The organism is Mucilaginibacter sp. P4_G9 (genome assembly GCF_056400985.1).
Genome location: NZ_JBFUKF010000053.1, coordinates 1 through 21,331, shown reverse-complemented (window position 1 = coordinate 21,331; position 21,331 = coordinate 1). Strand labels below are relative to the sequence as shown.

General features: G+C 43.2%; 17 protein-coding genes. 7 read left to right on the top strand and 10 right to left on the bottom strand.

Annotated features, from left to right (window positions below):
• Positions 1-371 precede the first annotated feature (371 nt).
• The 7 genes from AC1DPZ_RS07430 to AC1DPZ_RS07400 all read left to right on the top strand — a co-directional run bounded on the left by AC1DPZ_RS07430 (position 372) and on the right by AC1DPZ_RS07400 (position 11,436).
• Positions 372-1,979, top strand: a complete 1,608-nt coding sequence (locus AC1DPZ_RS07430) for an alginate export family protein (RefSeq protein WP_477402310.1) — start codon at positions 372-374, stop codon at positions 1,977-1,979.
• A gap of 28 nt (positions 1,980-2,007) precedes the next feature.
• Complete coding sequence (locus tag AC1DPZ_RS07425; protein ID WP_477402309.1) at positions 2,008-3,225, top strand: CmpA/NrtA family ABC transporter substrate-binding protein; 1,218 nt, start codon at positions 2,008-2,010, stop codon at positions 3,223-3,225.
• 78 nt (positions 3,226-3,303) lie between these two features.
• The gene (locus AC1DPZ_RS07420; RefSeq protein WP_477402307.1) at positions 3,304-4,089 is read left to right on the top strand and encodes an ABC transporter permease; all 786 of its coding nucleotides are present in this window, start codon (positions 3,304-3,306) and stop codon (positions 4,087-4,089) included.
• A gap of 33 nt (positions 4,090-4,122) precedes the next feature.
• Positions 4,123-5,001, top strand: coding sequence for an ABC transporter ATP-binding protein (locus AC1DPZ_RS07415; protein ID WP_477402306.1), 879 nt, complete (start codon positions 4,123-4,125; stop codon positions 4,999-5,001).
• Between the two features lie 34 nt (positions 5,002-5,035).
• Positions 5,036-6,337, top strand: coding sequence for an MFS transporter (locus AC1DPZ_RS07410; RefSeq protein ID WP_477402304.1), 1,302 nt, complete (start codon positions 5,036-5,038; stop codon positions 6,335-6,337).
• A 115-nt stretch (positions 6,338-6,452) separates the two neighbouring features.
• Complete coding sequence (locus AC1DPZ_RS07405) at positions 6,453-9,971, top strand: molybdopterin-dependent oxidoreductase (protein WP_477402302.1); 3,519 nt, start codon at positions 6,453-6,455, stop codon at positions 9,969-9,971.
• A gap of 4 nt (positions 9,972-9,975) precedes the next feature.
• Complete coding sequence (locus tag AC1DPZ_RS07400) at positions 9,976-11,436, top strand: rubredoxin (RefSeq protein ID WP_477402300.1); 1,461 nt, start codon at positions 9,976-9,978, stop codon at positions 11,434-11,436.
• A 165-nt stretch (positions 11,437-11,601) separates the two neighbouring features.
• Here the strand turns inward: AC1DPZ_RS07400 and AC1DPZ_RS07395 are convergent, their stop codons facing one another.
• From AC1DPZ_RS07395 to AC1DPZ_RS07350, 10 genes are read right to left on the bottom strand one after another with little or no spacing between them, the layout of a single operon-like run.
• Positions 11,602-11,979 carry a DMT family transporter gene (locus AC1DPZ_RS07395; protein ID WP_477402299.1) on the bottom strand — a complete coding sequence of 126 codons (378 nt, stop codon included), beginning with the start codon at positions 11,977-11,979 and terminating at the stop codon, positions 11,602-11,604.
• A gap of 11 nt (positions 11,980-11,990) precedes the next feature.
• The gene (locus AC1DPZ_RS07390) at positions 11,991-12,941 is read right to left on the bottom strand and encodes a sterol desaturase family protein (protein WP_477402297.1); all 951 of its coding nucleotides are present in this window, start codon (positions 12,939-12,941) and stop codon (positions 11,991-11,993) included.
• A gap of 2 nt (positions 12,942-12,943) precedes the next feature.
• On the bottom strand, positions 12,944-14,380 hold the full coding sequence (locus AC1DPZ_RS07385; protein ID WP_477402296.1) for an N-acetylneuraminate synthase family protein: 1,437 nt from the start codon (positions 14,378-14,380) through the stop codon (positions 12,944-12,946).
• Between the two features lie 13 nt (positions 14,381-14,393).
• Entirely contained in the window at positions 14,394-15,200 is an 807-nt protein-coding gene (locus tag AC1DPZ_RS07380; RefSeq protein ID WP_477402294.1) for an SDR family oxidoreductase, read from the bottom strand.
• Positions 15,200-16,546, bottom strand: coding sequence for an aminotransferase class III-fold pyridoxal phosphate-dependent enzyme (locus tag AC1DPZ_RS07375; protein WP_477402293.1), 1,347 nt, complete (start codon positions 16,544-16,546; stop codon positions 15,200-15,202). The genes AC1DPZ_RS07380 and AC1DPZ_RS07375 overlap by 1 nt, the downstream gene beginning before the upstream one ends.
• Before the next feature lie 13 nt (positions 16,547-16,559).
• A complete protein-coding gene (locus AC1DPZ_RS07370) occupies positions 16,560-17,498 on the bottom strand; it encodes a transketolase family protein (protein ID WP_477402292.1) in 939 nt (312 codons plus the stop codon).
• 1 nt (position 17,499) lies between these two features.
• Positions 17,500-18,357, bottom strand: a complete 858-nt coding sequence (locus AC1DPZ_RS07365; RefSeq protein ID WP_477402290.1) for a transketolase — start codon at positions 18,355-18,357, stop codon at positions 17,500-17,502.
• 10 nt (positions 18,358-18,367) lie between these two features.
• Entirely contained in the window at positions 18,368-19,204 is an 837-nt protein-coding gene (locus AC1DPZ_RS07360) for a cytidylyltransferase domain-containing protein (RefSeq protein ID WP_477402288.1), read from the bottom strand.
• A gap of 15 nt (positions 19,205-19,219) precedes the next feature.
• Complete coding sequence (locus AC1DPZ_RS07355) at positions 19,220-20,383, bottom strand: hypothetical protein (protein ID WP_477402287.1); 1,164 nt, start codon at positions 20,381-20,383, stop codon at positions 19,220-19,222.
• A gap of 47 nt (positions 20,384-20,430) precedes the next feature.
• The gene (locus tag AC1DPZ_RS07350) at positions 20,431-21,270 is read right to left on the bottom strand and encodes a phosphatidylinositol-specific phospholipase C/glycerophosphodiester phosphodiesterase family protein (RefSeq protein WP_477402286.1); all 840 of its coding nucleotides are present in this window, start codon (positions 21,268-21,270) and stop codon (positions 20,431-20,433) included.
• Positions 21,271-21,331 lie beyond the last annotated feature (61 nt).

The window sequence follows — 21,331 nt, the reverse complement described above, 5'->3', positions numbered from 1 at the left end:
GTGTTTAAGCAGTTTAAGTTGATAAATATTGATTTTTATCGAATTTAATTGCCAATTTTTCAATTTTTGCCAAGTAAAAAATTATCAAAAACATATTTTCGTAATTTTTAAACCCATGAAATTTAAAATTTTGATAAAAAATCAATAATTACATGATTTTAATCATAAAAATTAACTTTGCGCTGCAAATATTTGCATTTATTCATTAAATACGATATATTTATTAAATTAAATTCAGAATTATTAAAAAAAAGGATGTCGCCTATGTGAAAACAAAAAAAATATAATAAAAAAAGCCCTGTCGGGAGGTCGCATTCCCAGGCAGGGCCAAACAGTTTTTAATCGCTTTAACAAATAAAAAACCAATTCAAATGTATAAAAATGTACGCTATAAATTCATAGTATTTGCCGTATTTTTAATTTTAGGCAGTTTTCAAATTAACACAGTAAGGGCTCAGTTTAGTTTAGCAGGGCAATTACGGATACGGGGAGAAGCCCGTGACGGCTATGGCAACCTTGTACCAAAGGGCGCAAAAAGTGCCGACTTTATTTCGCAGCGCACCCGTTTAAATTTTGGTTATAAATGGGATCTTTTAACATTTGGAGTAAGTGTGCAGGATATAAGAGTATGGGGAGCTGATGCTTCAACCATATCGGCGGCTGATGGCAACCGCCTTATGTTACATGAAGGCTGGGCAGAGTTAACCCTGGCCAATAAAGCCGATACTAACGTACGGTTTAAGTTATTTGATCTGCTTACCTTTAAAATAGGCCGGCAGGAATTAATTTATGATGATTCGCGCCTTATTGGTAACCTCGATTGGCTACAACAGGCGCGCCAGCATGATATGGCATTATTAAAAGCAGTGCACCACGGCTGGCAGGTTGATCTTGGCTTTGCTTATAATCAAAACACCGATGCCAATGGTGTAACCAACACCAATTATTTACCAGGTAATTTACCTGCATATATTAAAAATAGTTTAGGTACGCTGGTACCGCTTCCGGCCGGTATGGTTCCGTTAACTGCAGCAGGAAGCGCTGCAAATAACAGTTCAAAAACAGGTACACCTTTATATAGTAACCCAGCCGGTACTAATGGTGCAACACAAAACTACAAATCGTTCACCAGTTTGTATATCAGTAAAAAGTTTAATCAAACTAAGCTTTCTATATTATTGTTGAATGATAATTTTGGTAAATACCGCCTTGATTCGGTAGGCAGCGCAACCGCAGGATATGTTTACGGCAGGCGTTTTGTGCCAAGCAGCGCCACCGATACTTACGACTATGGCGTCAACAAACGTTATACCTATGGTTTAATGCTTAACCCCACTATTGGTAACGCCTCCGGCTTTGGCAAAATAGCTATACAGGGTGCTTACTACCGCCAATCGGGTAACGACAGGGATGGTAAAAAGATGAGCGCGTTTCATTATACTATCGCCGCAACTTATCAAAAAGACCTCTTTAGCATAACCCCTGGTTATGATGTGCTTTCGGGTACTAAAACTACCGATATAGCCTTAGGTAAAAACAACTCATTTGATCCGTTGTATGGCACACCTCACAAGTTTTGGGGCTATATGGATTATTTTTATGCAGGCACCGGATCGCCTAAAGGCGGTTTAAGTAACCCTTATGTTAAATTTAAATATACTGCCAACACCTTTGCATTAGGTCTGGATCTGCATTCCTTTTCACTGAACCAGGATATGAAAAAAGCAGATGGCACAACTATTAAAAGAAACCTGGGTAAAGAGGCCGACCTGCAGTTAAGCTATAACATGAACAAGTTTACCAATATTGAATTGGCTTACTCGCTGATGAAAGCTACAGACAGTATGCCGTTTGCTAAAGGACAAGCTGTAAACGATGCTACTGCCGCAACCTTTAATAAAACAGGTACCTGGGCTTATGTAATGTTGAAATTTACACCCGACTTTTTTTACAGTAAACCGGTAGCTATCAAACAATAACTAAATCATAAAACTTAAAATGCCTGCAATGAATATATATATACAAAAATATTACAAGCCCATACTATCATGGTGTTTGTGCGCTTTACTTATGGTAAGCGGCGCTGCTGCCAACCCACCCAAAAAAGTAGTTAAGCTGGGTTTTATCCCGTTAACAGACTGTGCCCCCCTGGTAATTGCAAAGGAAATGGGCTTTTTTGCCAAATATGGTGTTGATGTGCAGCTATCAAAAGAAGCATCATGGGCGGTAATCCGCGATAAAATATTAAATGGCGAGCTGGATGCCGCGCATTGCCTTTTCTCTATGCCATTTTCGGTGTACACAGGTATTGGCGGTAAAGCCGGGTCCGAAATGAAGATTGCCATGATCCTTAGTAATAATGGCCAGGCTATAACCTTGTCGAAAGATTTTTGCGGATTGGTTGGTTTCAGGGATCTGAAAAAAGTGGCTGGTGCCATTAAAGCTGTAAAGGCCCGTAAAGAAGTAACCTTTGCCATGACGTTTCCGGGCGGCACGCATGATATATGGTTGCGCAACTGGCTGGCAGCCTGCGGTGTAAATTCAAAATCGGTAGGTATTATCACCATACCGCCGCCGCAAATGGTAGCCAACATGAAAGTGGATAACATGGAAGGCTTTAGTGTAGGCGAACCCTGGAACGGCGTAGCTGCAACACAGGGAATTGGGTTTACCCAAATATCCAGCCAGGACATCTGGAAAAACCATCCCGAAAAAGCGCTGGTAGCCAACAAGGCTTTTGCCGAAACCGATAAAGAGGATCTTAAAAATGTGATGAAAGCCATTATTGAAGCCTGTAAATGGCTTGATGTAATGAGCAACCGCAAAAAAGCAGCGTTGTTACTAAGCAAACCAAATTATGTGAATGCACCGGTACAGGTTATTGAGGCCCGGTTAATGGGTTCAACAGAAATTGGCTGCGACCTGGGCGTTCAAAAATACAAGGATGATTATATGTTGTTTTACAACAATGGCGCGGTAAATACGCCAAAGCTATCATACGGTATTTGGTTTATGGCCCAGTACATGCGTTTTGGGATGATAAGTACTGCGCCGGATTATTCTGCGGTAGCGCAAAAATTAATCCTGGATGATTTATATAGCGAGGTTGCCAAAAGCATGGGAGTGCCTGTGCAGGAGGATATGAAACCTTTTAAAACAAACCTGGAAACTATAGTTTTTGATCCTAAAAACCCGGCTCCATATATAGCCGGTTCAAAAAAATAGTTTGAATAGTTATTTAACATGGAAAAAACCTGCCGGGATTATATGGCCCGGCAGGTTTTACCAAAACATTAAAATGATATGAAGCAATTATTTTCAGTAAAAACAGCCCTGTCGGTAGGCTATTTCCTGGCAGGCATGATCATTATGGGCGGTATATGGGCTTTAATAGCTAAGCTCACTAAAAACGAAATTCCTGCGCCATCGGCTACCTGGACTGTTTTTAAGGAGGTAATACAGCATCCATTTCAAAACGATGCTGACCAGAAAGGGATAGGTACCAAACTGCTAAGTTCGCTTAGCCGGGTAAGCATTGGTTTTGGTTTGGGYAGTTTATTTGCAATACCCATTGGCTTAATTATGGGGAGCAGCAAAATAGCTATGCGGGTTATTAACCCGATGGTGCAAATTTTAAAACCTGTTTCGCCCCTGGCCTGGTTCCCATTAGGGCTGGCCATTTTCCAGGACTCGCCAAAGGCCAGCATTTTCATGATTTTTATATGCTGTTTGTGGCCCACTTTAATCAATGCGGCTTTCGGCGCCGCACACATTCCTCAGGATCATAAAAATGTGAGCAAGGCCTTCGGTTTTTCAAAGTGGAAATATCTTACCAAAATATTGTTGCCATTTAGTTTGCCTCATATTATTACCGGCCTAAGGTTATCTATTGGTATTGCCTGGATGGTAATTGTTGCCGGCGAAATGCTTTCGGGAGGAATTGGCCTGGGCAACTTTGTTTGGGAAGAGGGATTTAACGGGGGCAGCGTAGCAAAAATTTTAGTAGCTATTATTATAATAGGAGTAGTAGGCTCATTGCTGGATAGGTGTTTTACCTGGTTACAGCAAAAATTCTCGTACGCGGTTTAAAAATTAATCATCATTTATTAAAAATTTAATTTTATGAGTAACGTGTCAATAATTGCACCACCTGCGGATGACATTACTGCAACTGCTGAAATTATTTTGGAACAAGGCGCCAATGCGCCGGTGAGTATCCAGGTAAATAATGTAACAGTTAGTTTTAAAACGCCTAAAGGAATATATACCGCTGTTAAGGAAATTGATCTGACAGTAAGAAAAGGCGAAATAGTTGCACTGATAGGCCATTCCGGCTGTGGTAAATCAACCCTTATGAGCACTATAAGCGGCATGGTTAAACCTACAAGCGGCGAGGTATATGCAAATGGTAAAAAAGTAAACTCGCCCGGCCCCGATAGAGGAATTGTGTTTCAAAATTATTCCCTGCTTCCGTGGCTTACAGTTTATAAAAATATTGAGGTAGCGGTTGGCGCCGCCCTAAAAGAATTGTCCGCAGCAGAGCGGGTTAAATTAGTAGAATCTAATTTAAGGATGGTAAATCTTTGGGAGCATAAGGATAAATTGCCTGGTCAGCTCTCGGGAGGAATGAAGCAACGGGTGGCTATAGCCCGCGCTTTTGCTATTAATCCAAAAATATTATTGCTTGATGAGCCTTTTGGTGCGCTTGATGCCTTAACCAAAAGTGCAATGCATGTTGAGCTCCTGAAACTATGGAACCTTGATCATCGCGAAAAAACCATTGTGATGGTTACGCACGACATTGAAGAGGCGATTTTTTTGGCAGATAAGGTAGTGGTTATGAATAATGGCCCTGCAGCTACGATAAAAGAAATTGTGGATGTTCCGTTGGCAAGGCCGCGTAATAAAAAATTTATAGTACACGATCCCCTATATATGGAAATTCACGACCGCCTATTGAATTTATTGATTGAAAAGTTCTCTATAGATGATGAAGACTAATAATATACCATCCCACAAAATAAAAAACGATAGCATGAATAACACAACAGCAAAACAACTTACAAAACTGAATATATTCTCCTTAAAAGGTGTGCAGATGCGTACCTTCCACACCACCTGGCTCATGTTTTTTGTGTGCTTTTTTGGCTGGTTTGGACTGGCGCCACTGATGCCAACCATCCGTGCCGAACTGCATTTAAGCAAAGGGCAGGTAGGTAATACCATTATAGCATCTGTAGCTGCTACTATTATAGCACGCCTTATTATTGGTAAGCTTTGTGATACCTGGGGACCACGCAAAACAGCAGTAAGATTATTGCTTATAGGTTCATTGCCCGTTTTTTTAGTGGGCTTGGCGCATGATTATACTTCGTTCCTGTTGTTCCGCCTTGCTATTGGCGTAATAGGTTCGTCATTTGTGATTACACAGTTTCATACCTCTATGATGTTTGCACCTAATATAAAGGGTACAGCCAATGCCGTAACAGGTGGCTGGGGTAACCTGGGTGGCGGTATAACTAATATGGTAATGCCGTTAATATTTGCAGCCATAGTTGGTGCAGGTTTTACAAAAGCCGAAGCATGGCGTTACGCCATGATAGTACCGGGTGTATTGATGCTGATTATGGCATTTATATATAATAAATATACCAAGGATACGCCCAACGGTAACTATGACGAAATAGGGCATACCAAAACCAGTTCTTCAAAAACGGATTGGTCTATTTTGGCCGACTGGCGCGTTTGGGCCTTAACCTTATCATACGCCATGTGCTTTGGAATGGAAATCACATTTGATAACGTAGCTTCATTGCACTTTGTTGATACGTTTCATTTGTCGCAAAGTTCTGCTGGTTTTTGGGCTGGTATTTTTGGCTTCATGAACATTTTTGCGCGTGCGTTAGGTGGTATCGTATCTGATAAGGTTGGCGGTAAATTCGGCATGCGCGGTAAGGGCTTATTGCTTGCGGGTGTATTGTTATTAGAAGGTGCAGGGCTTATTTTGTTTGCCAACTCCGGCAACCTTACTGCCGCTATTATTTCTATGCTTTCATTCGCGCTGTTCCTTAAAATGTCAAATGGTGCTACTTATGGTATTGTGCCATTTATTAACAGTAAAAATGTAGGTATGGTGAGCGGTATAGTTGGTGCGGGTGGCAACCTGGGTGGTATGCTGTTTGGCTTTTTATTCAAATCATCTACCATTACTTATGTGCAGGCGTTTACCTACATCGGCGTTGGTGTTATGGTAGTATCTGTAATTGTATTGATCACCCGTTTCCAAAAACAAATAGTATCAAAAGAAGTTGAAGAGCCGCTTGTAGCGGTAGCTTAATTAAGCTAAAAGCAGAAAGCTAAAAAGCCAAAAGCTTTTTAGCTTCAGTTATAAATAAAAGCAGAATCGCTTAAAGCCTTTGGCCTTAAGCCTTCTGCTTTCAGCACTAAAAAAGATGTCGATAAATAAACGCTCTGTTAATACATTAAAAAGTACCTGCTGCTACTGCGGGGTAGGTTGCGGCGTTGTTATTAATAAAGAGAAAAATGGCAGCATCACTTTAGAGGGGGATAAAGATTATCCTGTAAATAAGGGGATGCTATGTAGTAAAGGGCTTAACCTGCACTACACTGCCAATGATAAAACCGACAGGCTATTGTATCCGCAAATGCGCTATAACAAAAGCATGCCCATGCAAAGGGTAAGCTGGGATGATGCACTGGAGCGTACAGCAGCCGTTTTTAAAACTTTCATCAATAAATACGGGCCGGAGTCGGTGGCATTTTATGCTTCAGGGCAATGCCTTACCGAGGAGTATTACGTGGTGAACAAGCTGATGAAGGGTTTTATAGGCAGTAATAATATTGATACCAATTCGCGCCTGTGCATGAGCAGCGCGGTAGTGGCTTACAAAGTAGCGCTGGGAGAAGATAGTGTACCGGTTTGTTATGACGATATTGAACTGGCCGATTGCTTTTATGTTACCGGCGCCAACCCGGCATGGTGCCACCCCATATTATGGCGAAGGGTTGAGGCCCACAAGGCGGCAAATCCGGATGTTAAAATTATAGTGGTTGATCCGCGGGCTACTGATACCTGCAGCATTGCCGATTTGCACCTGCAAATAAATCCCGGTACTGATATTACGCTTAATCACGCTATTGGCAGGATCTTGATAGAAAATGGCGACATCGATATTGATTTTATAACCAACCATGCCGATGGCTTTGAGCAATACAGCCAGCTTGTATTTGAAAGGACCCTGGCTGAATCTGCAGAGATTTGCGGGCTAAATGAAAACGACATTCGCCTTGCGGCAAAATACATTGGCGAAGCCAAAGGATTTATCTCTATGTGGACGATGGGGCTTAACCAAAGCTCGATAGGGGTAAACAAAAATTTAAGTCTTATAAACCTCAATTTAATAACCGGTCATATTGGTAAGCCGGGCTCGGGCCCGCTATCATTAACCGGGCAGCCAAATGCTATGGGCGGGCGTGAAGTAGGCGGTTTGGCCAACCTGTTGCCGGCCCATCGCAATTTGGCAAATCCACTGCACCGTGCCGAGGTACAAAAGTTTTGGGGCGGAACGGAAATAGCCGCAAAGCCAGGCCTAACGGCCACCGAAATGTTTGAGGCCCTGAACGATGGACGTTTAAAGGCCATCTGGATCATGTGCACCAACCCGCTAACCAGTTTGCCTAATGTGCGCCTGGCCGAGGAAGCCTTGAAAAAAGCGAAGTTTGTGGTAATGCAGGAAATCAGCAATAAGCCGGAAACCCTGGCTTATGCCGATGTGATATTACCTGCTGCTGCCTGGGCCGAAAAAGAAGGCACCATGACTAACTCCGAGCGGCGCATCAGTTACCTTAATAAAGTATTGGATGCCCCCGGTGAGGCAATGCCCGACAGCGAGATCATTTGCAAGTTTGCCCAAAAGATGGGTTACAAAGGCTTTGATTTTAAAAATGCTGCCGAAATTTATGCCGAACATGCCAAACTCACCGCTAAAACCAATATAGATATCAGCGGGTTGAGCTATGATATCATCAAACAACAGGGATCGGTACAATGGCCTTATAAAAAACGGAATGCTGTTATAGGCACTCAACGTTTATTTACTGATAAGCAATTTTATACCCAAAGCGGCAATGCGCTTATCAGTGCTGTACCCGATAGGCTTACCAGCGAAATGCCCAATGATGATTATCCATTCATCCTTACTACCGGCCGCATCCGCGATCAGTGGCATACCATGAGCAAAACCGGGAAGGTAAACAAGCTTAACCAGCATATTAAGCAATCGTTTATGGAGATAAACCCGCTGGATGCTGTTGCGTTAAATATACAGGACGGCGATGTAACCATCATCAAATCCCGCAGGGGCGAGGTGCAGGTTAAAGCCAAAATTTCCCCCGAAATAAAGCAAGGTGTTGTTTTTGTGCCGATGCACTGGGGAAAAATTTTAAATAACGATTTGCACCGGGTTAATAATGTTACCAATGATATACTTGACCCGATATCAAAAGAACCCGATTTTAAATACTGCGCGGTAAGCGTTCAAAAATATAAGAAGCCTTTTCAGCGGATAGTAGTTGTGGGTGCTGGAGCAGGTGCGCATGGCTTTGTTCGATCGTACCGGGAGCTGAACAAGGATGATGAGATCACCATTTTCAGCAAGGAAGATTACCCGTTTTATAACCGCGTAATGCTGCCCGACTACATTAGCGGCGAGCAAAGCTGGGAACAGTTGGTAAAAATGACCGACGAAGAGGAACCAGAGTTTAAGATTCGCCTGTTACGCGGTGTAAGCATAGAAAAGATTGACCGTGCCAACAAATACGTGTTGGATAGCAGGGGCGTAAAAACCTATTATGATGTTTTATTACTGGCTACCGGCAGCAGGGCGGCTATACCTAAAAATGTACCTGCATTGCAGGGTATTTTCAGTATGCGTAGTCGTAACGATGCCGATAACTTTAAAAAACACATGCCTAAAAATGGCCATGTGGTTATTGTTGGGGGCGGATTGCTGGGCCTTGAAATGGCTGCTTCCCTGCGCGAAATGGGCATCACCATAACCATTATCCAGCGTACATCAAGGTTTTTGAACCGTCAGCTGGATGAGTTGGGAAGCCGTTTGCTGCACGAGGAAATGGCCGACCAGGGTTGCGACATTTTTTATGATGATGAGGTACAGCTGTTTTATGGCCGGTCTAAATTAACCGGTATCGGCTTAAAAAGCGGTCGTAAAATTGATTGCGATGCCATGATCCTGGCTATTGGCACAACGCCAAATTTGGAAATTGCCAAAGAGAGCGGATTGGATTGCAAACGCGGTGTGCTGGTGAACGAACGCCTGCTTACCAGCGATCCATCTATATACGCCATTGGCGAAATTGCCGAGTTTAATGGTACCCTGTACGGTATAACTGCCGCGGCAGAACAGCAGGCCGCAGTGGTAGCCGGTTACATGAACGGCGATATAGCCAGCTATTATAAAGGCAGCCTGTTCATGAACATCATCAAGATTCATGGGTTTGACCTGTGCAGCATTGGCCTATCTGAATGCCCTGATGATAAGGATTTTGAAGAAATAGTATTTATTGATAAGGCCAAACGCTATTACAAAAAATGTATTATTCACCAGGATAGGTTGGTAGGCACCATTTTAATAGGTGATAAGGGCGAGTTCCAGGAATTTAAGGAACTGATAGCCAACAAAACCGAGCTGAGCGACAAGCGCCTTAAACTATTACGCAGCGGTAAAACCGCCGAACCTGTTTTAGGCAAACTGGTATGCAGCTGCAATAATGTTGGGGCCGATAATATCCGCAATAAAGTAGCTTCTGGTTGTACCCAGCTGGCCGATGTTTGCAATTCAACAGGGGCAGGTACAGGTTGCGGCTCATGCCGGCCCGAGGTTAAACGTTTGCTGGAGGAGGTTTTACAGCAACAATTAATGAATGCTTGAAAAGATGAAGGACGCTAACAAACAACTGATTAAGATAAATTTACCGGGAGGGGTAACATCTGCGGGCGATTTTTACGAGATGCTCATCATTGCGCAAAATGCCGGTGCAACGCATGTTCGTTTTGGTAACAGGCAGCAGCTGTATTTTGAAACCGATCCGGAATATTTAGAAGACCTGGAGTTTGATATGCTGGGCGCAGGTATCGACTATGAAATTGATGCCGATATTAACCCCAATATCACCAGCTCATATATTGCAGATGGTATTTTTAACCAGGAGAACTGGCTTAAAGAGGGGGTTTATAAAGATATTTTCGACCTGTTTGATCACCGGCCATTACTTAAAATAAATTTGGTTGATATCAATCAAACTTTTGTCCCGTTTTTTACCGGGAACCTTAATTTTATCGCGTCGCCGGTGAGTAATTACTGGTATTTGTATGTAAGGTTTCCAAAAACCAATATCCTGTATTGCTGGCCCGTACTGATCTACTCGGATGATATCCCGGCCATAAGCAAAGTAATACAGGAGGTGATTTTTGCCAACAAGCAATTATTTTATAACCAGGCCGAGGTGCTTAACCCGGATTTGTTACATCAGCTTGTTACGGCAGGCAACCAGTTTGTTATACAGCCAATTGAGCAGCCATTGCAAATTCCCGAATTTCATTTGCCTTATTATGAGGGCTTTAATAAACAGGGAGACAAACACTGGCTGGGCATATACAGGCGCAACGAGCTATTTGATATTGAATTTTTAAAGGAGATCTGCAACCTTTGTATGCAAACCAGGGTAGGGCAGCTGTACATCAGCCCCTGGAAATCATTATTGGTAAAAAATATTGAGGCCAAACACCGGCCTTTGTGGGGCAACCTGTTAAATAAACACCGGGTTAACATCAGGCATGCCTCAAACGAGCTGAACTGGCAGGTAGAGGACCTGTGTAGCCAATGCCTTGAGCTTAAGCAGCAACTGGTTCGTGAGTTTGAAGAGGCCGACCTGCGTACTTACCGTCTAAGCTTTGCCATTAAAAGGACCCCGCAATCGGGTATCTATGCTTCTGTCGTAATCCGCGAGCGTAAGCCTGATAAATTTGATATTGTGCATACCCGGGATTTTAATCATAATACCCGCGAATTTATAACTTATAAACAGAACGTATCAAAGGCCGACCTGAGCAGACACCTTATAGCGCTTTGTGATGCATTTTATGAAATGCAAAGTACCGCCCGACAGGCTCCTGTAGCGGTTATTAAAGAGGATGTGGAGCTTATAAGCGAAACCTATGTTCATCAATGCATTAATTGCTTTACCATTTATGATGAGGCTTATGGCGATGAACAAAGCGGAATTTCGCCAGGTACACCATTCGCCGCTTTAAAAAATTATGAATGCCCAACATGCGGCGCAGGTAAAGAGGATTTTAAGGAAGTGGCGGGTGATAAATACCAGCTAAAATCTTAGAAGAAAGAGAGAATGGCGTTACTAAAGCGTTGTCATGCTGAGCCTGTCGAAGCATAGCGGGCAAAGGCCTCTCCGCACGAGTCTTCGACAGGCTCAGACTGACAGGCCTTTACACCTGGAAAGTATAAAAACATTAATAAAACATTTTTAAACAGCCTCTGCTGATTATTTTATCTCTCTTCCATAAAAATTTAATCCCATGATACCGGTCATGATCAGCAGCATGCAGAAAAACTCCTGCCATGATAGTTTCTGATCAAATAAAGCCATTTCGCATACCTTAATTAATATCAAAGTTATGGCTGTCCAAACGGCATAGGCAATGGCTGGGGATACCAGCTTTATGGCTAACGAAAAGAAGTAGATATTGCCAATACCAAAAAGGACATATCCTGCAAAGGGCAGCCATACCGGCAAGCCCTGTTGTATGCTGAGGGTGGAGTTCCACCGTAATGCTTTCAGATCGCTGAATTTCATCAGCTTAAGTGAGAATGTCCAGGCGGCTTCAAAGGCAGCGGCTATGATGAGGTATATCCAGGCCAAATTTTTAAGTTTTATTGTAATATTTTATCTTCCTCGGGTATTTGTTTTATTGATATCGAAGGCCGAAAATGAATTTTAGGTTCCTGGGATCTTGCAGGTAGTGATTTTTTAAAATGATCCATAATCCTTGATCTTAAAGTATAATACCATTTAAACCATGGATATTTCAGCAAGCTTTTTTCATCAAAACGCTTTACCGAAAAGGCATGCTGTAAAAAGTAATCTTTAGGATAATCATAGTAAAGTCCCCAGTTTTCCGGCTTATTACCAGGCGCATGACCTGGATCGTACGCTGTGCCAAACAAGTAGTCCCATACCGAAAACTTGGTTGAAAAATTGGCATGGAAAACTTCCTGGTAGTTGGCATGGTGCCATAAATGCAATTCGGGCGAGTTCAGGATATATTTAAATTTACCCATTTTTACCTTAACATTGGCATGGATGAACATCCCGAACATGGCATCAATCAATGCTTTTATAGGTACAACAACCGGGTTTGCTCCTAAAAGTATAATAGGCGCAAACTCGATTGTTTGGTTAATGACGATCTCCATGATATGCGACCGTGATCCGGCTAAAAAATCAACCTCTTTACCCGAATGGTGCGCTTCATGAATGCGCCAGAAAAACTTACTGGAATGCTGAAAACGATGGAACAGGTAAATATAAAGATCATGTGTAACCACAAAAAACAATACCTGCAAAGCCAACGGCCAATGATTGATGAGTTGCAGATGCGACAGATCAAAATGCTTTTGAAGGGGCATAATGATATAATCGAAAATCAGGATCTTCAAAAAAAAGCTCTGTATCAGCGTGTACCATACCAGGTCAACCCAAAAACCTTCCCTGAAAAAGGCTAAACCTTTTCGATAGGGCGAAATGCGTTCCCATGCTATGATGAAAACAACCCAGCAGGCAAGGATAATTGATGTTATGGTAAGTACGTTTCCCGGTGGCATTACTAAACTAAAGGCTTTTCTTTATACTCATCGCTGATGTTTACCCTTAACCTTTTCATGGGCGCCAGTTCAGATTCATAAACCCTTTTATGGCCATCGCCGGTAGCGGTTTCTACATCCCTGATGTCGCGTACCAAACGTTGTAAACCCTGTGGCTCAACAGATGCGGCATGATCTGATCCCCACATGGCACGGTCAAGTGTAAAATGACGCTCAACAAAAGTAGCGCCCAGGCTTACTGCAGCTACCGTAGTTGCCAGCCCGGTTTCATGACCTGAATAACCAATTGGGATGCCCGGATATTTGGCTTCCAGCGTTTGGATCATTTTAAGGTTAAGCTCATGAGGGTTACATGGATAGGCAGAGGTTGAATGCGCAATGAACAAAGGATAATTTTCATCAAACGCGTTTACAAAGGCCATGGTTGCTTCAATCTCTTTCATGGTTGACATACCTGTTGACAGCATTAGCGGTTTACCCGTTTCCAGGATGCGTTGTATCAAATCAAAATCTGTTAACGAAGCCGATGCCAGTTTGTACAATATAGTATCAAACCTTTCCATAAAATCAACCGATGGAGCATCCCATGCAGAAACAAACCAATCGATACCAAGTTTTTTGCAATAGTGATCTATAGTGGCATATTCGGCAATACCAAACTCGGTTTTGCGCTTGTAATCTATATAAGTGATGCGGCCCCAGGGGGTATCGCGCATTATTTCCCATTGGTCTTTTGGTACACAAATTTCGGGTGTTCTCTTCTGAAACTTAACCGCGTCGGCTTTAGCTGCAACCGCCTCATCAATCAGTTTTTTGCAGGTTTCCAGCGATCCGTTATGGTTAATGCCAATTTCGGCAATAATATAACTTGGCTGACCTTTGCCAATTACCCGGCCATTTTGCAAAGTAATAGTGCCATTGCGGGTGCCCGGCGTAGCAGTGGTGCTTTTTGATTCGATAATAAACTCTGCAAACTCGCGGAAACAGCCTTCGCCGCCGTTTAATGAGCTTACAAAATCAGCTTGTGCTTTAACCAATGGTAAAGCATCTGCAGGGCAGGCGGTTAATCCGGCAAGCTTTATAACTTCCAGGTCATTATAGTCATCGCCTATGTAGGCAACCTCGTTTAATGATAAGTTTAAACGGCTGCAGATTTCTTTTAAAACGGCAGCCTTGTCCTTAATGCCTAAATGTAGTTCGGCAATCTGCAATTTGGTAGCCCTTTTAATCAGGGAAGGCGAGTGTTCGCCGGTGATGATACCGGTATCTACGCCTGCTAATCTCCGCAAGCGTTCCACACCCATGCCATCGCGCATGTTGAATTTTTTTAGCAGTTCGCCATCAGTGTTATAATAAACACCGGCATCTGTTAGTACCCCATCGTTGTCGGTTAGCAGAAGTTTGATGCCTGCCGCTTTTTGTTTTAAAATCTCATTCATAATTATGTGTGAATTAAATTGCTGTCCATCCTCCATCTACAACCAGGTTAGCGCCCGTCATGTAAGCCGATGCCTCACTGGCAAGAAATACAAGTGCGCCCTGGTAATCTGATGCTTTGGCCATACGGCCCAATAATGTTTTTGCCGAATAGTTGCCTACAAAATCTTCTGTTTGCCCGTTCTCGACCCCGCCTGGCGATAAAGTGTTAACCCGTACCCCGGTATGGCCCCAGTAGGCGGCCAAAAAGCGGGTAAAGTTTATTATAGCACCCTTGGTTACAGGGTAGGCAGCCGATTTGTAAAAAGTTTGCTCGCCTTTTGAGTTACGGTATATGGATTGGTCCGGACCCACCATGCCATAAGTTGAAGCAATATTGATGATACTGCCGCTGCCCTGCAACGCCATATGTGTGCCCAGGATCTGCGAGCTTAAGAACACCCCGGTTATATTTACATTCAATGATCGCTGAAAAGCTTCCAGGGGATAGTTTTCAAAGGCCGATAGCTCTTTGGCCATGGCTGGGTTTTCAAACTTATCGTTGATGGCCGCGTTGTTCACCAGTATATCAAGCGAATCGTATTTATCCAGGATGGTATTAAGCGCATCAATCAGCGATTGCTTGCTGGTAACATCTACCCCTAACCCTAAATGGTTAACACCCAATTGTTGTGCAAATTGCTGCGCTTCTTCAGCATTAATATCCGCAACTATTACGTTGGCGCCTGCTGCTGCCAGTGCTTCGCAATGCTTTTTGCCAATAAGCCCGAGCGCGCCGGTAACTACCGCAGTTTTTTGATGTAATGAAAAAAGGTTCGTCATTAGTCCGCTATGATGCTTTTAGGTTTAATGTTGTAGTTGCTCACCTTGCGGAAAACAGCCTCCAGTACCTCGCCTTTTAAGTAATTTTTGATATCTCCACTTTCGATTGCTTCTTTTATTAGCGGCAATACATCGCGGTATGCCAACAAAATGTAATCGATATCTTCGGAGGTATGGCTGTAGCACATATTATGGAAACCGGCCCAAAGCACGCCGCGTTTTATCATTTCCTGCTGCATCAGGGTTTTTACTTCCAGCGCGTTACCTGCTTCGGGAGTAAAAGTTACCATACTGCGGCAGTTGTAGCCAACGCAGCGGGTGTATTTATCCATCCCGTTTTCAATGGCTATGAGGTTATAACCATCTTTTAACAAGGCGCCATTTTCATTAAGGTATTGCGGCACGTTTTTGTCGCGTAATTCTTTTATGGTTGCTATACAGGCGGCTAATGATAAGGCTTCGCCACCAAAAGTGGTATAGCTAAATACTTCGGAGTTGAAAAGTTCCATTACATCGGCACGCCCGGTTAATAAAGCTATAGGCATCCCATTTGCGCAGGCTTTTGAAAATACAGCCAGATCTGCCTTAACATCAAAGTATTCCTGGGCGCCGCCAAGGGCTACCCGGAAACCTGTCCACATTTCGTCAAATATCAATAGGGTGCCGTTTGCTTGGCATACCCGGGCCAGTTCCTGTAAATAACCCGGCTTTGGAGCTTCAAAAATAAAAGGCTCCAAAATTACGGCTGCAACGGTTTCATCCAGCGCTGCTTTTACCGATTCAATATCGTTATATTCAAAAGTGTAGGTTAAATCCTGTATAGCTTCTGGTACACCGGCGTTACGGCTGGTAATGCCGATATACCAATCATGCCAGCCATGGTAGCCGCAGCAAAATATTTTATCCCTGCCGGTAAAAGCACGGGCAACGCGTATGGCAGCCGAGCATACATCAGCCCCGGTTTTTGAAATCTTTACAGCTTYTGCATTAGGGACAACTTCCTGTACCAATTCTGCAAGTTCAACCTCCAAAGGGTGCATCAGTGAAAACGTAATACCATCGTTCAGTTGCCTGCGGATGGCATCGTCAACCGCGGGGTAGGCGTAGCCTAAAGATATAGGGCCAATGGCCGAATTAAGGTCGATGTATTCATTGCCATCAGCATCCCACACATGCGAGCCTTTGCCTTTTACAATATATTTGGGGGCCACGCCTTTGGTAAATTGGCCTGGTCCTTTAGCTAATGTTTGGGTAACCGGCTTTTGTACTTTTAATGCGCGGTTATATATATTATCAGACTCGCTGATATCGGGGAAATTATTGTTAAATGCTATTTTGTTAGCCATTTGAATGCTGTTTTTATTCTGAAAACTCGGGTGTTAAAATTTGTGGCTGATGATGGGTAGTTTTATAACCCAATATCCTCTCGGCAATTTGTTTGCCTGTAAAACCTTCATGCTGCAAAACGTCGGGCAGCAATGCGGGCTTAAACCACTTTTGGTTTAAAGCGATGGGCAATACATTTGCGGTGGTTTGGTGTTTTAATAATACTTCGGCCACTACGGTGTATAAACCACCCGTTAAAAAATGATCTTCGAGCGTTACCACAAGCTTGCTTTGTGCCGATGCTTTTAATATAGCTTGTTCATCAACCGGCTTAAGGCTGCGCATGTTGATCAGTCCAACAGATAAACCCTCACTTTGCAGCATATCAGCAGCAATAAGCGCCTGCTCAAATAACAAGCCGTAAGTTAAAATGGTAATATCGGTGCCCTGGGCCACAACCTCTGCTTTGCCTGCAATAAAAGGTTCGTGATTGAACCCGGTTTTTCGGGTATTGATRCGTGTATAAGCAGGCTGCTTTGACTGCCAGATCTGCGGCAGCATTTTTACCAGGTCATCCTCATCTGCCGGGGCAAATACAGTTACATTAGGAATCCCGCGCATGATGGATATATCCTCAATAGCCTGGTGGGTGGGGCCATTACCATCAGATAAAAAGCCGGGAATAAAACCGCTCAGTTTAACCGGCAGGTTGGGTATACCAACGTCGGTACGCACAAACTCAAAAGCGCGCATGGTTAAAAACGCTGCCAGGGCATGTATAACAGGTATCCTGCCGCGTAATGCCAGGCCCGCCGCAGCGCCTATCATGGTTTGCTCGGTAATACCGGTATCAATAAAACGATTGCCCAATATACCCGGCAGGTTGCGCACCAGCGCACGGTTTTCTGCCGTCATAACGATGACCTGTTCATTGGCCAGGGCCATCTCTGTTAATAATTCTTCGTAGGTCATATTATCTTACTACTAAAGTTTCGGATGTTAATAGGGTACCGTGTTCGCCATGCAGTTCAAGCAATAGCTGGTCAATTTCGCCGGCAGAAAAATTGCAGAACCAGCGGTCGGCTCTTTCCTCAATGCTTGGTAATCCTTTCCCTCTTACCGTATCAGCAATAACTACATTGAGTTTGCCTGCCTGGAACGGGTAAGCGCTGAATGCCTGGTGCAGGGCATCGAAGTCATGCCCGTCTATCCGTTTTACTGCAGCCCCAAAAGCCTCAAATTTGTCGGCAAGCGGTTCCAGCGGTATCAGGTCTTCCGTACGCACATTGGCCTGGAACTGGTTACGATCAACCACAAAAAGCAGGTTGTCCAGCTTATAAGCATTCGCAACCAAAACGGCTTCCCAGCAAGTGCCCTCGTTGAGTTCGCCATCGCCCAAAATGCAAACAACCCTGTTATTACTGCCGCTTATTTTTAGGTCCATAGCAACGCCTATAGCTACCGATGGTAAATGCCCTAAAGAACCCGAATGAAATTCGATGCCGGGGATCTGTGTATTGGGGTGCCAGTAAATATGGTCGTTAATGGAAAGGTGGTTTTTAAGGCGCTCTTTTTCAAGCAGGCCCAGCTCGGCAAAGGTGCCGTATAAGGCTGGAACATCATGGCCCTTTGAAAGGAACAGGTAATCGCGGTCGGGGTGGGTAAGATTATGCTTATTGATGTTTAAAAAACTGGTGTATAAGTAAACGATCAGATCGACCGCCGATAACGATGCTCCTGTAAAACAACCGCCATCTGTAGACATGCGGACTATATGCTCCCTTACTTTTAAGGCGATAGCCTTAAGCTCCTGCTGATTTATATTTCCCACTCGTGATATTTTAGTTTTGTTGTAACTCCTGTAAATTTTCTTTTGGCGCTTTTTTAGTTTGCGCGGGTATTACGGTTTTTAATTCATCCAAATGATGCCTGTACCAGTTTACCCCGGCGTATTGTTCATTAAGCTGGTAGATCTCGGGTTTGCGGTTAAGCAGGTTAAGGATATCCTGGCAGGAGAATTGGTTACATATGGGATATAGCTCGCTAAATACCTTTTCAATAAAATAATAATCCTCGGGGTAATCAATGGTAAACCGGTACGACATGGAGAAATCCATGCCGGTTGGCCAGGTTACATTACCAACGTTGAATATCAGCGGGTTTTCCCAAATATAAGGCGTGGTATGCTCCAGTTCCATTGGTCTGCCCGCGTTTTCCCATGCTTGTTTTAAGCAGGCCATGGTCATTACTTCCACATCGTTTCCATCGGGCCAGGTAGCCGGGTGCAAATTGCTCACATAATCATACCTGCCCCTGCTGGTAAAAAAGTATTCCAGTACATAATCAATAATACGCGGATCTATTAACGGGCAATCGGAAGGTATTTTAAGTACAATATCGGCCTTAAACAGTTTCGCCGCCTGGTAGTGCCTGTCTAGCACATTACCCAGGCTGCCGCGGTAATAAGGGATATTCATATCCGAAGCTTCCTTTACTATAACATCGTCTTCCTGGTTTTCTGATGTGGCAATTATGATATCAGCCTTGTGCTGAATCATTTTTAGCCGCTCAATCATCCTGGCCAGCAGGCTTTTGCCTAATATTGGCAACATTACTTTGCCCGGTAAACGGCTTGATGCCATGCGGGCCTGTACTATAATTACAATTTTTTCTGTCATGGTATTAAATTTTTATTACCAGTTTGCTATTAGTTCATCGCTTAGCTCGGGCAACGATACGCTATCATGGTATTCGGCCAGGGCCAATTGCGGATCAAAACTTTTTTTATCGCCCCTGTGGTTTAAATAACTGCGGCACAGCGCCGCAATTGTTTTGGCAGATGTGCCTCCATTTTGTACCGGGGCAAGCCTTTTAAGCTCATTAATATTAAACCAGGAATGTACCTTTTTGCCTAAAGCTATGCCGGTGTATACTACGGTGGAGTATTGCGTTATCAGCTCGCAGCAATTGGCTATCATATGGCTGGTGTTGCCCTGCTTGTATACCAGGGTGCCCTTTGGCGTATTGCTGATGATCTCTTTTTCGGCTCTTTTAAAATTTTCGTTGGGGTGGAGTTTAAACAACAGCTGTCGTCCGTTGGCTATTTTTACCGCCTTTTTTATAAATGCCACCCTGTTTTCCAGGCGAAAGGTTTCCCGCATATCGGTAGTGGCTACCAATACATAATTATGATGTGGGAAATCATTATCAAGGTGCTGTTGCTGGTTATCATAATTTGGAATGCCGGTGACCACTATTTTACCGGGCCCGGTACCTTTACCGGTAAATTGTTGTTTGTAACCTTCGGAGGCAGCGCAGTAAACATCGCAGATATTTGATGCGCCGTTTAAGGAGGTATTGCCGCAAAAGGTAGATGGTAACCTAAGTGTGCGTACTATTTTACTCCATGTTGTATACCGGTCTATCATGCCTTCCTGCACCCAAATGGTTTTGTATTGCCTCATCCGTTTAGGAATGATCATATCTGTACAATAAACTACCAGGTCGTATTGATTTTTTTGCGCCCCGAAATCAATTTGCAGCGAGTTTTGATACAGGTATCTTTCAGACTTTAGCCTGAATTTGCGCGAGAGCACAGTGCCGTTAAATATTGGTGTTTTGCTTAACAGGTATTTAAGCGGTACATTGTCTGTAAACAACTGGCTAAACCAGCAATCATATCCGGGCAACTCATTTGCAATCTGGTGCATCTGTGTTGTTTGGTTAATTGAACCTGTAATGAATAATATTTTCTTCATTCCTTCTCTTTCAATTATATTGGGTTGCTGTTGCAAAGCTTTATAATTTGATAAAAGTAACCCGGCCAGTTTTAAATAAAGAGAAGCCAGCGTTATCAAATTATTAAGAGATAACTTAGGGGAGTATTTTTTTTAACAATTGAGCATTAATCAACATTGGCATAGCTTTTAGGACCGGCAAGCAGGAAGTTTTTAAGCTCGACCAGTTTATCGGTGTTAATGAGGTCGACACCACAATCCAAAAGCTCCTTCCATACAGCTTCATTTTCGGGTGAGGCCCAGAGCCTTACCTTTTTACCAAATTTGTGTGCCAAATGCACCAAATTGCAAAGGCGTTGTTTTTCAACTATGGAGAAACTGCCTTTACCATCCCATTTCAATACGCTGGAATACTTGCAGCTTGCCGTTTGATATAAATTTTTTGAAGTGGTATCCAGCTTTAACTGCATCAGGTCCTCATCAATAAATACCAGCCGGTTTTGTTGAGATTTGATTATTTCATAGGGTTTATGACCTGTAATAACTATGGTAACCTGCCTTTGCGTATAAACCCCATTATCATATCCTGATAATATTGACCGGTATTTTTTAAGTAGAATTTCAAGCGCCTGGTAAGTTTTGTCGGCATCCGATTTTATATCGATCATTAATGTAAGCGGGTAGGCCGGGCATTTAATTTCTTTATTGTTACCCTCAATGCATTCCAGTAGTGGTTTAAAGTAAAGGCGCTCCAGTGTTTTTTGCTTTTTAAAAAAAGGGAGGATATGCGCTACGATAAGTTTGTTCCTTCTTAAATATATATCAGCTTCAATATGGGTAAATCCGTTGTCAAGGGCATCATACAAAGGCCGTTTATGCCAGTAATCATTATGGGCAAAGCCGTTTGCAAGCGTTAAATTTTGAGAGTAGGAGTTACAACCGAGGTGGATCAGCAGAATGAGGAACAAGAATTTAAGGTGCTTAGGGCAAAAAATTGCTGTTCGCATCGATCATTTTTTTGTTTGCCCGAAGATACCTGTCTAATGTTCTTTATTTCTTAGCTTAGTG

Coding starts and splice junctions, on each gene's coding strand:
- AC1DPZ_RS07430 (WP_477402310.1), top strand. CDS start 372: ATGTATAAAAATGTACGCTATAAATTCATAGTATTTGCCGTATTTTTA.
- AC1DPZ_RS07425 (WP_477402309.1), top strand. CDS start 2,008: ATGAATATATATATACAAAAATATTACAAGCCCATACTATCATGGTGT.
- AC1DPZ_RS07415 (WP_477402306.1), top strand. CDS start 4,123: ATGAGTAACGTGTCAATAATTGCACCACCTGCGGATGACATTACTGCA.
- AC1DPZ_RS07410 (WP_477402304.1), top strand. CDS start 5,036: ATGAATAACACAACAGCAAAACAACTTACAAAACTGAATATATTCTCC.
- AC1DPZ_RS07405 (WP_477402302.1), top strand. CDS start 6,453: ATGTCGATAAATAAACGCTCTGTTAATACATTAAAAAGTACCTGCTGC.
- AC1DPZ_RS07400 (WP_477402300.1), top strand. CDS start 9,976: ATGAAGGACGCTAACAAACAACTGATTAAGATAAATTTACCGGGAGGG.
- AC1DPZ_RS07390 (WP_477402297.1), bottom strand. CDS start 12,941: ATGCCACCGGGAAACGTACTTACCATAACATCAATTATCCTTGCCTGC.
- AC1DPZ_RS07385 (WP_477402296.1), bottom strand. CDS start 14,380: ATGAATGAGATTTTAAAACAAAAAGCGGCAGGCATCAAACTTCTGCTA.
- AC1DPZ_RS07380 (WP_477402294.1), bottom strand. CDS start 15,200: ATGACGAACCTTTTTTCATTACATCAAAAAACTGCGGTAGTTACCGGC.
- AC1DPZ_RS07360 (WP_477402288.1), bottom strand. CDS start 19,204: ATGACAGAAAAAATTGTAATTATAGTACAGGCCCGCATGGCATCAAGC.
- AC1DPZ_RS07350 (WP_477402286.1), bottom strand. CDS start 21,270: ATGCGAACAGCAATTTTTTGCCCTAAGCACCTTAAATTCTTGTTCCTC.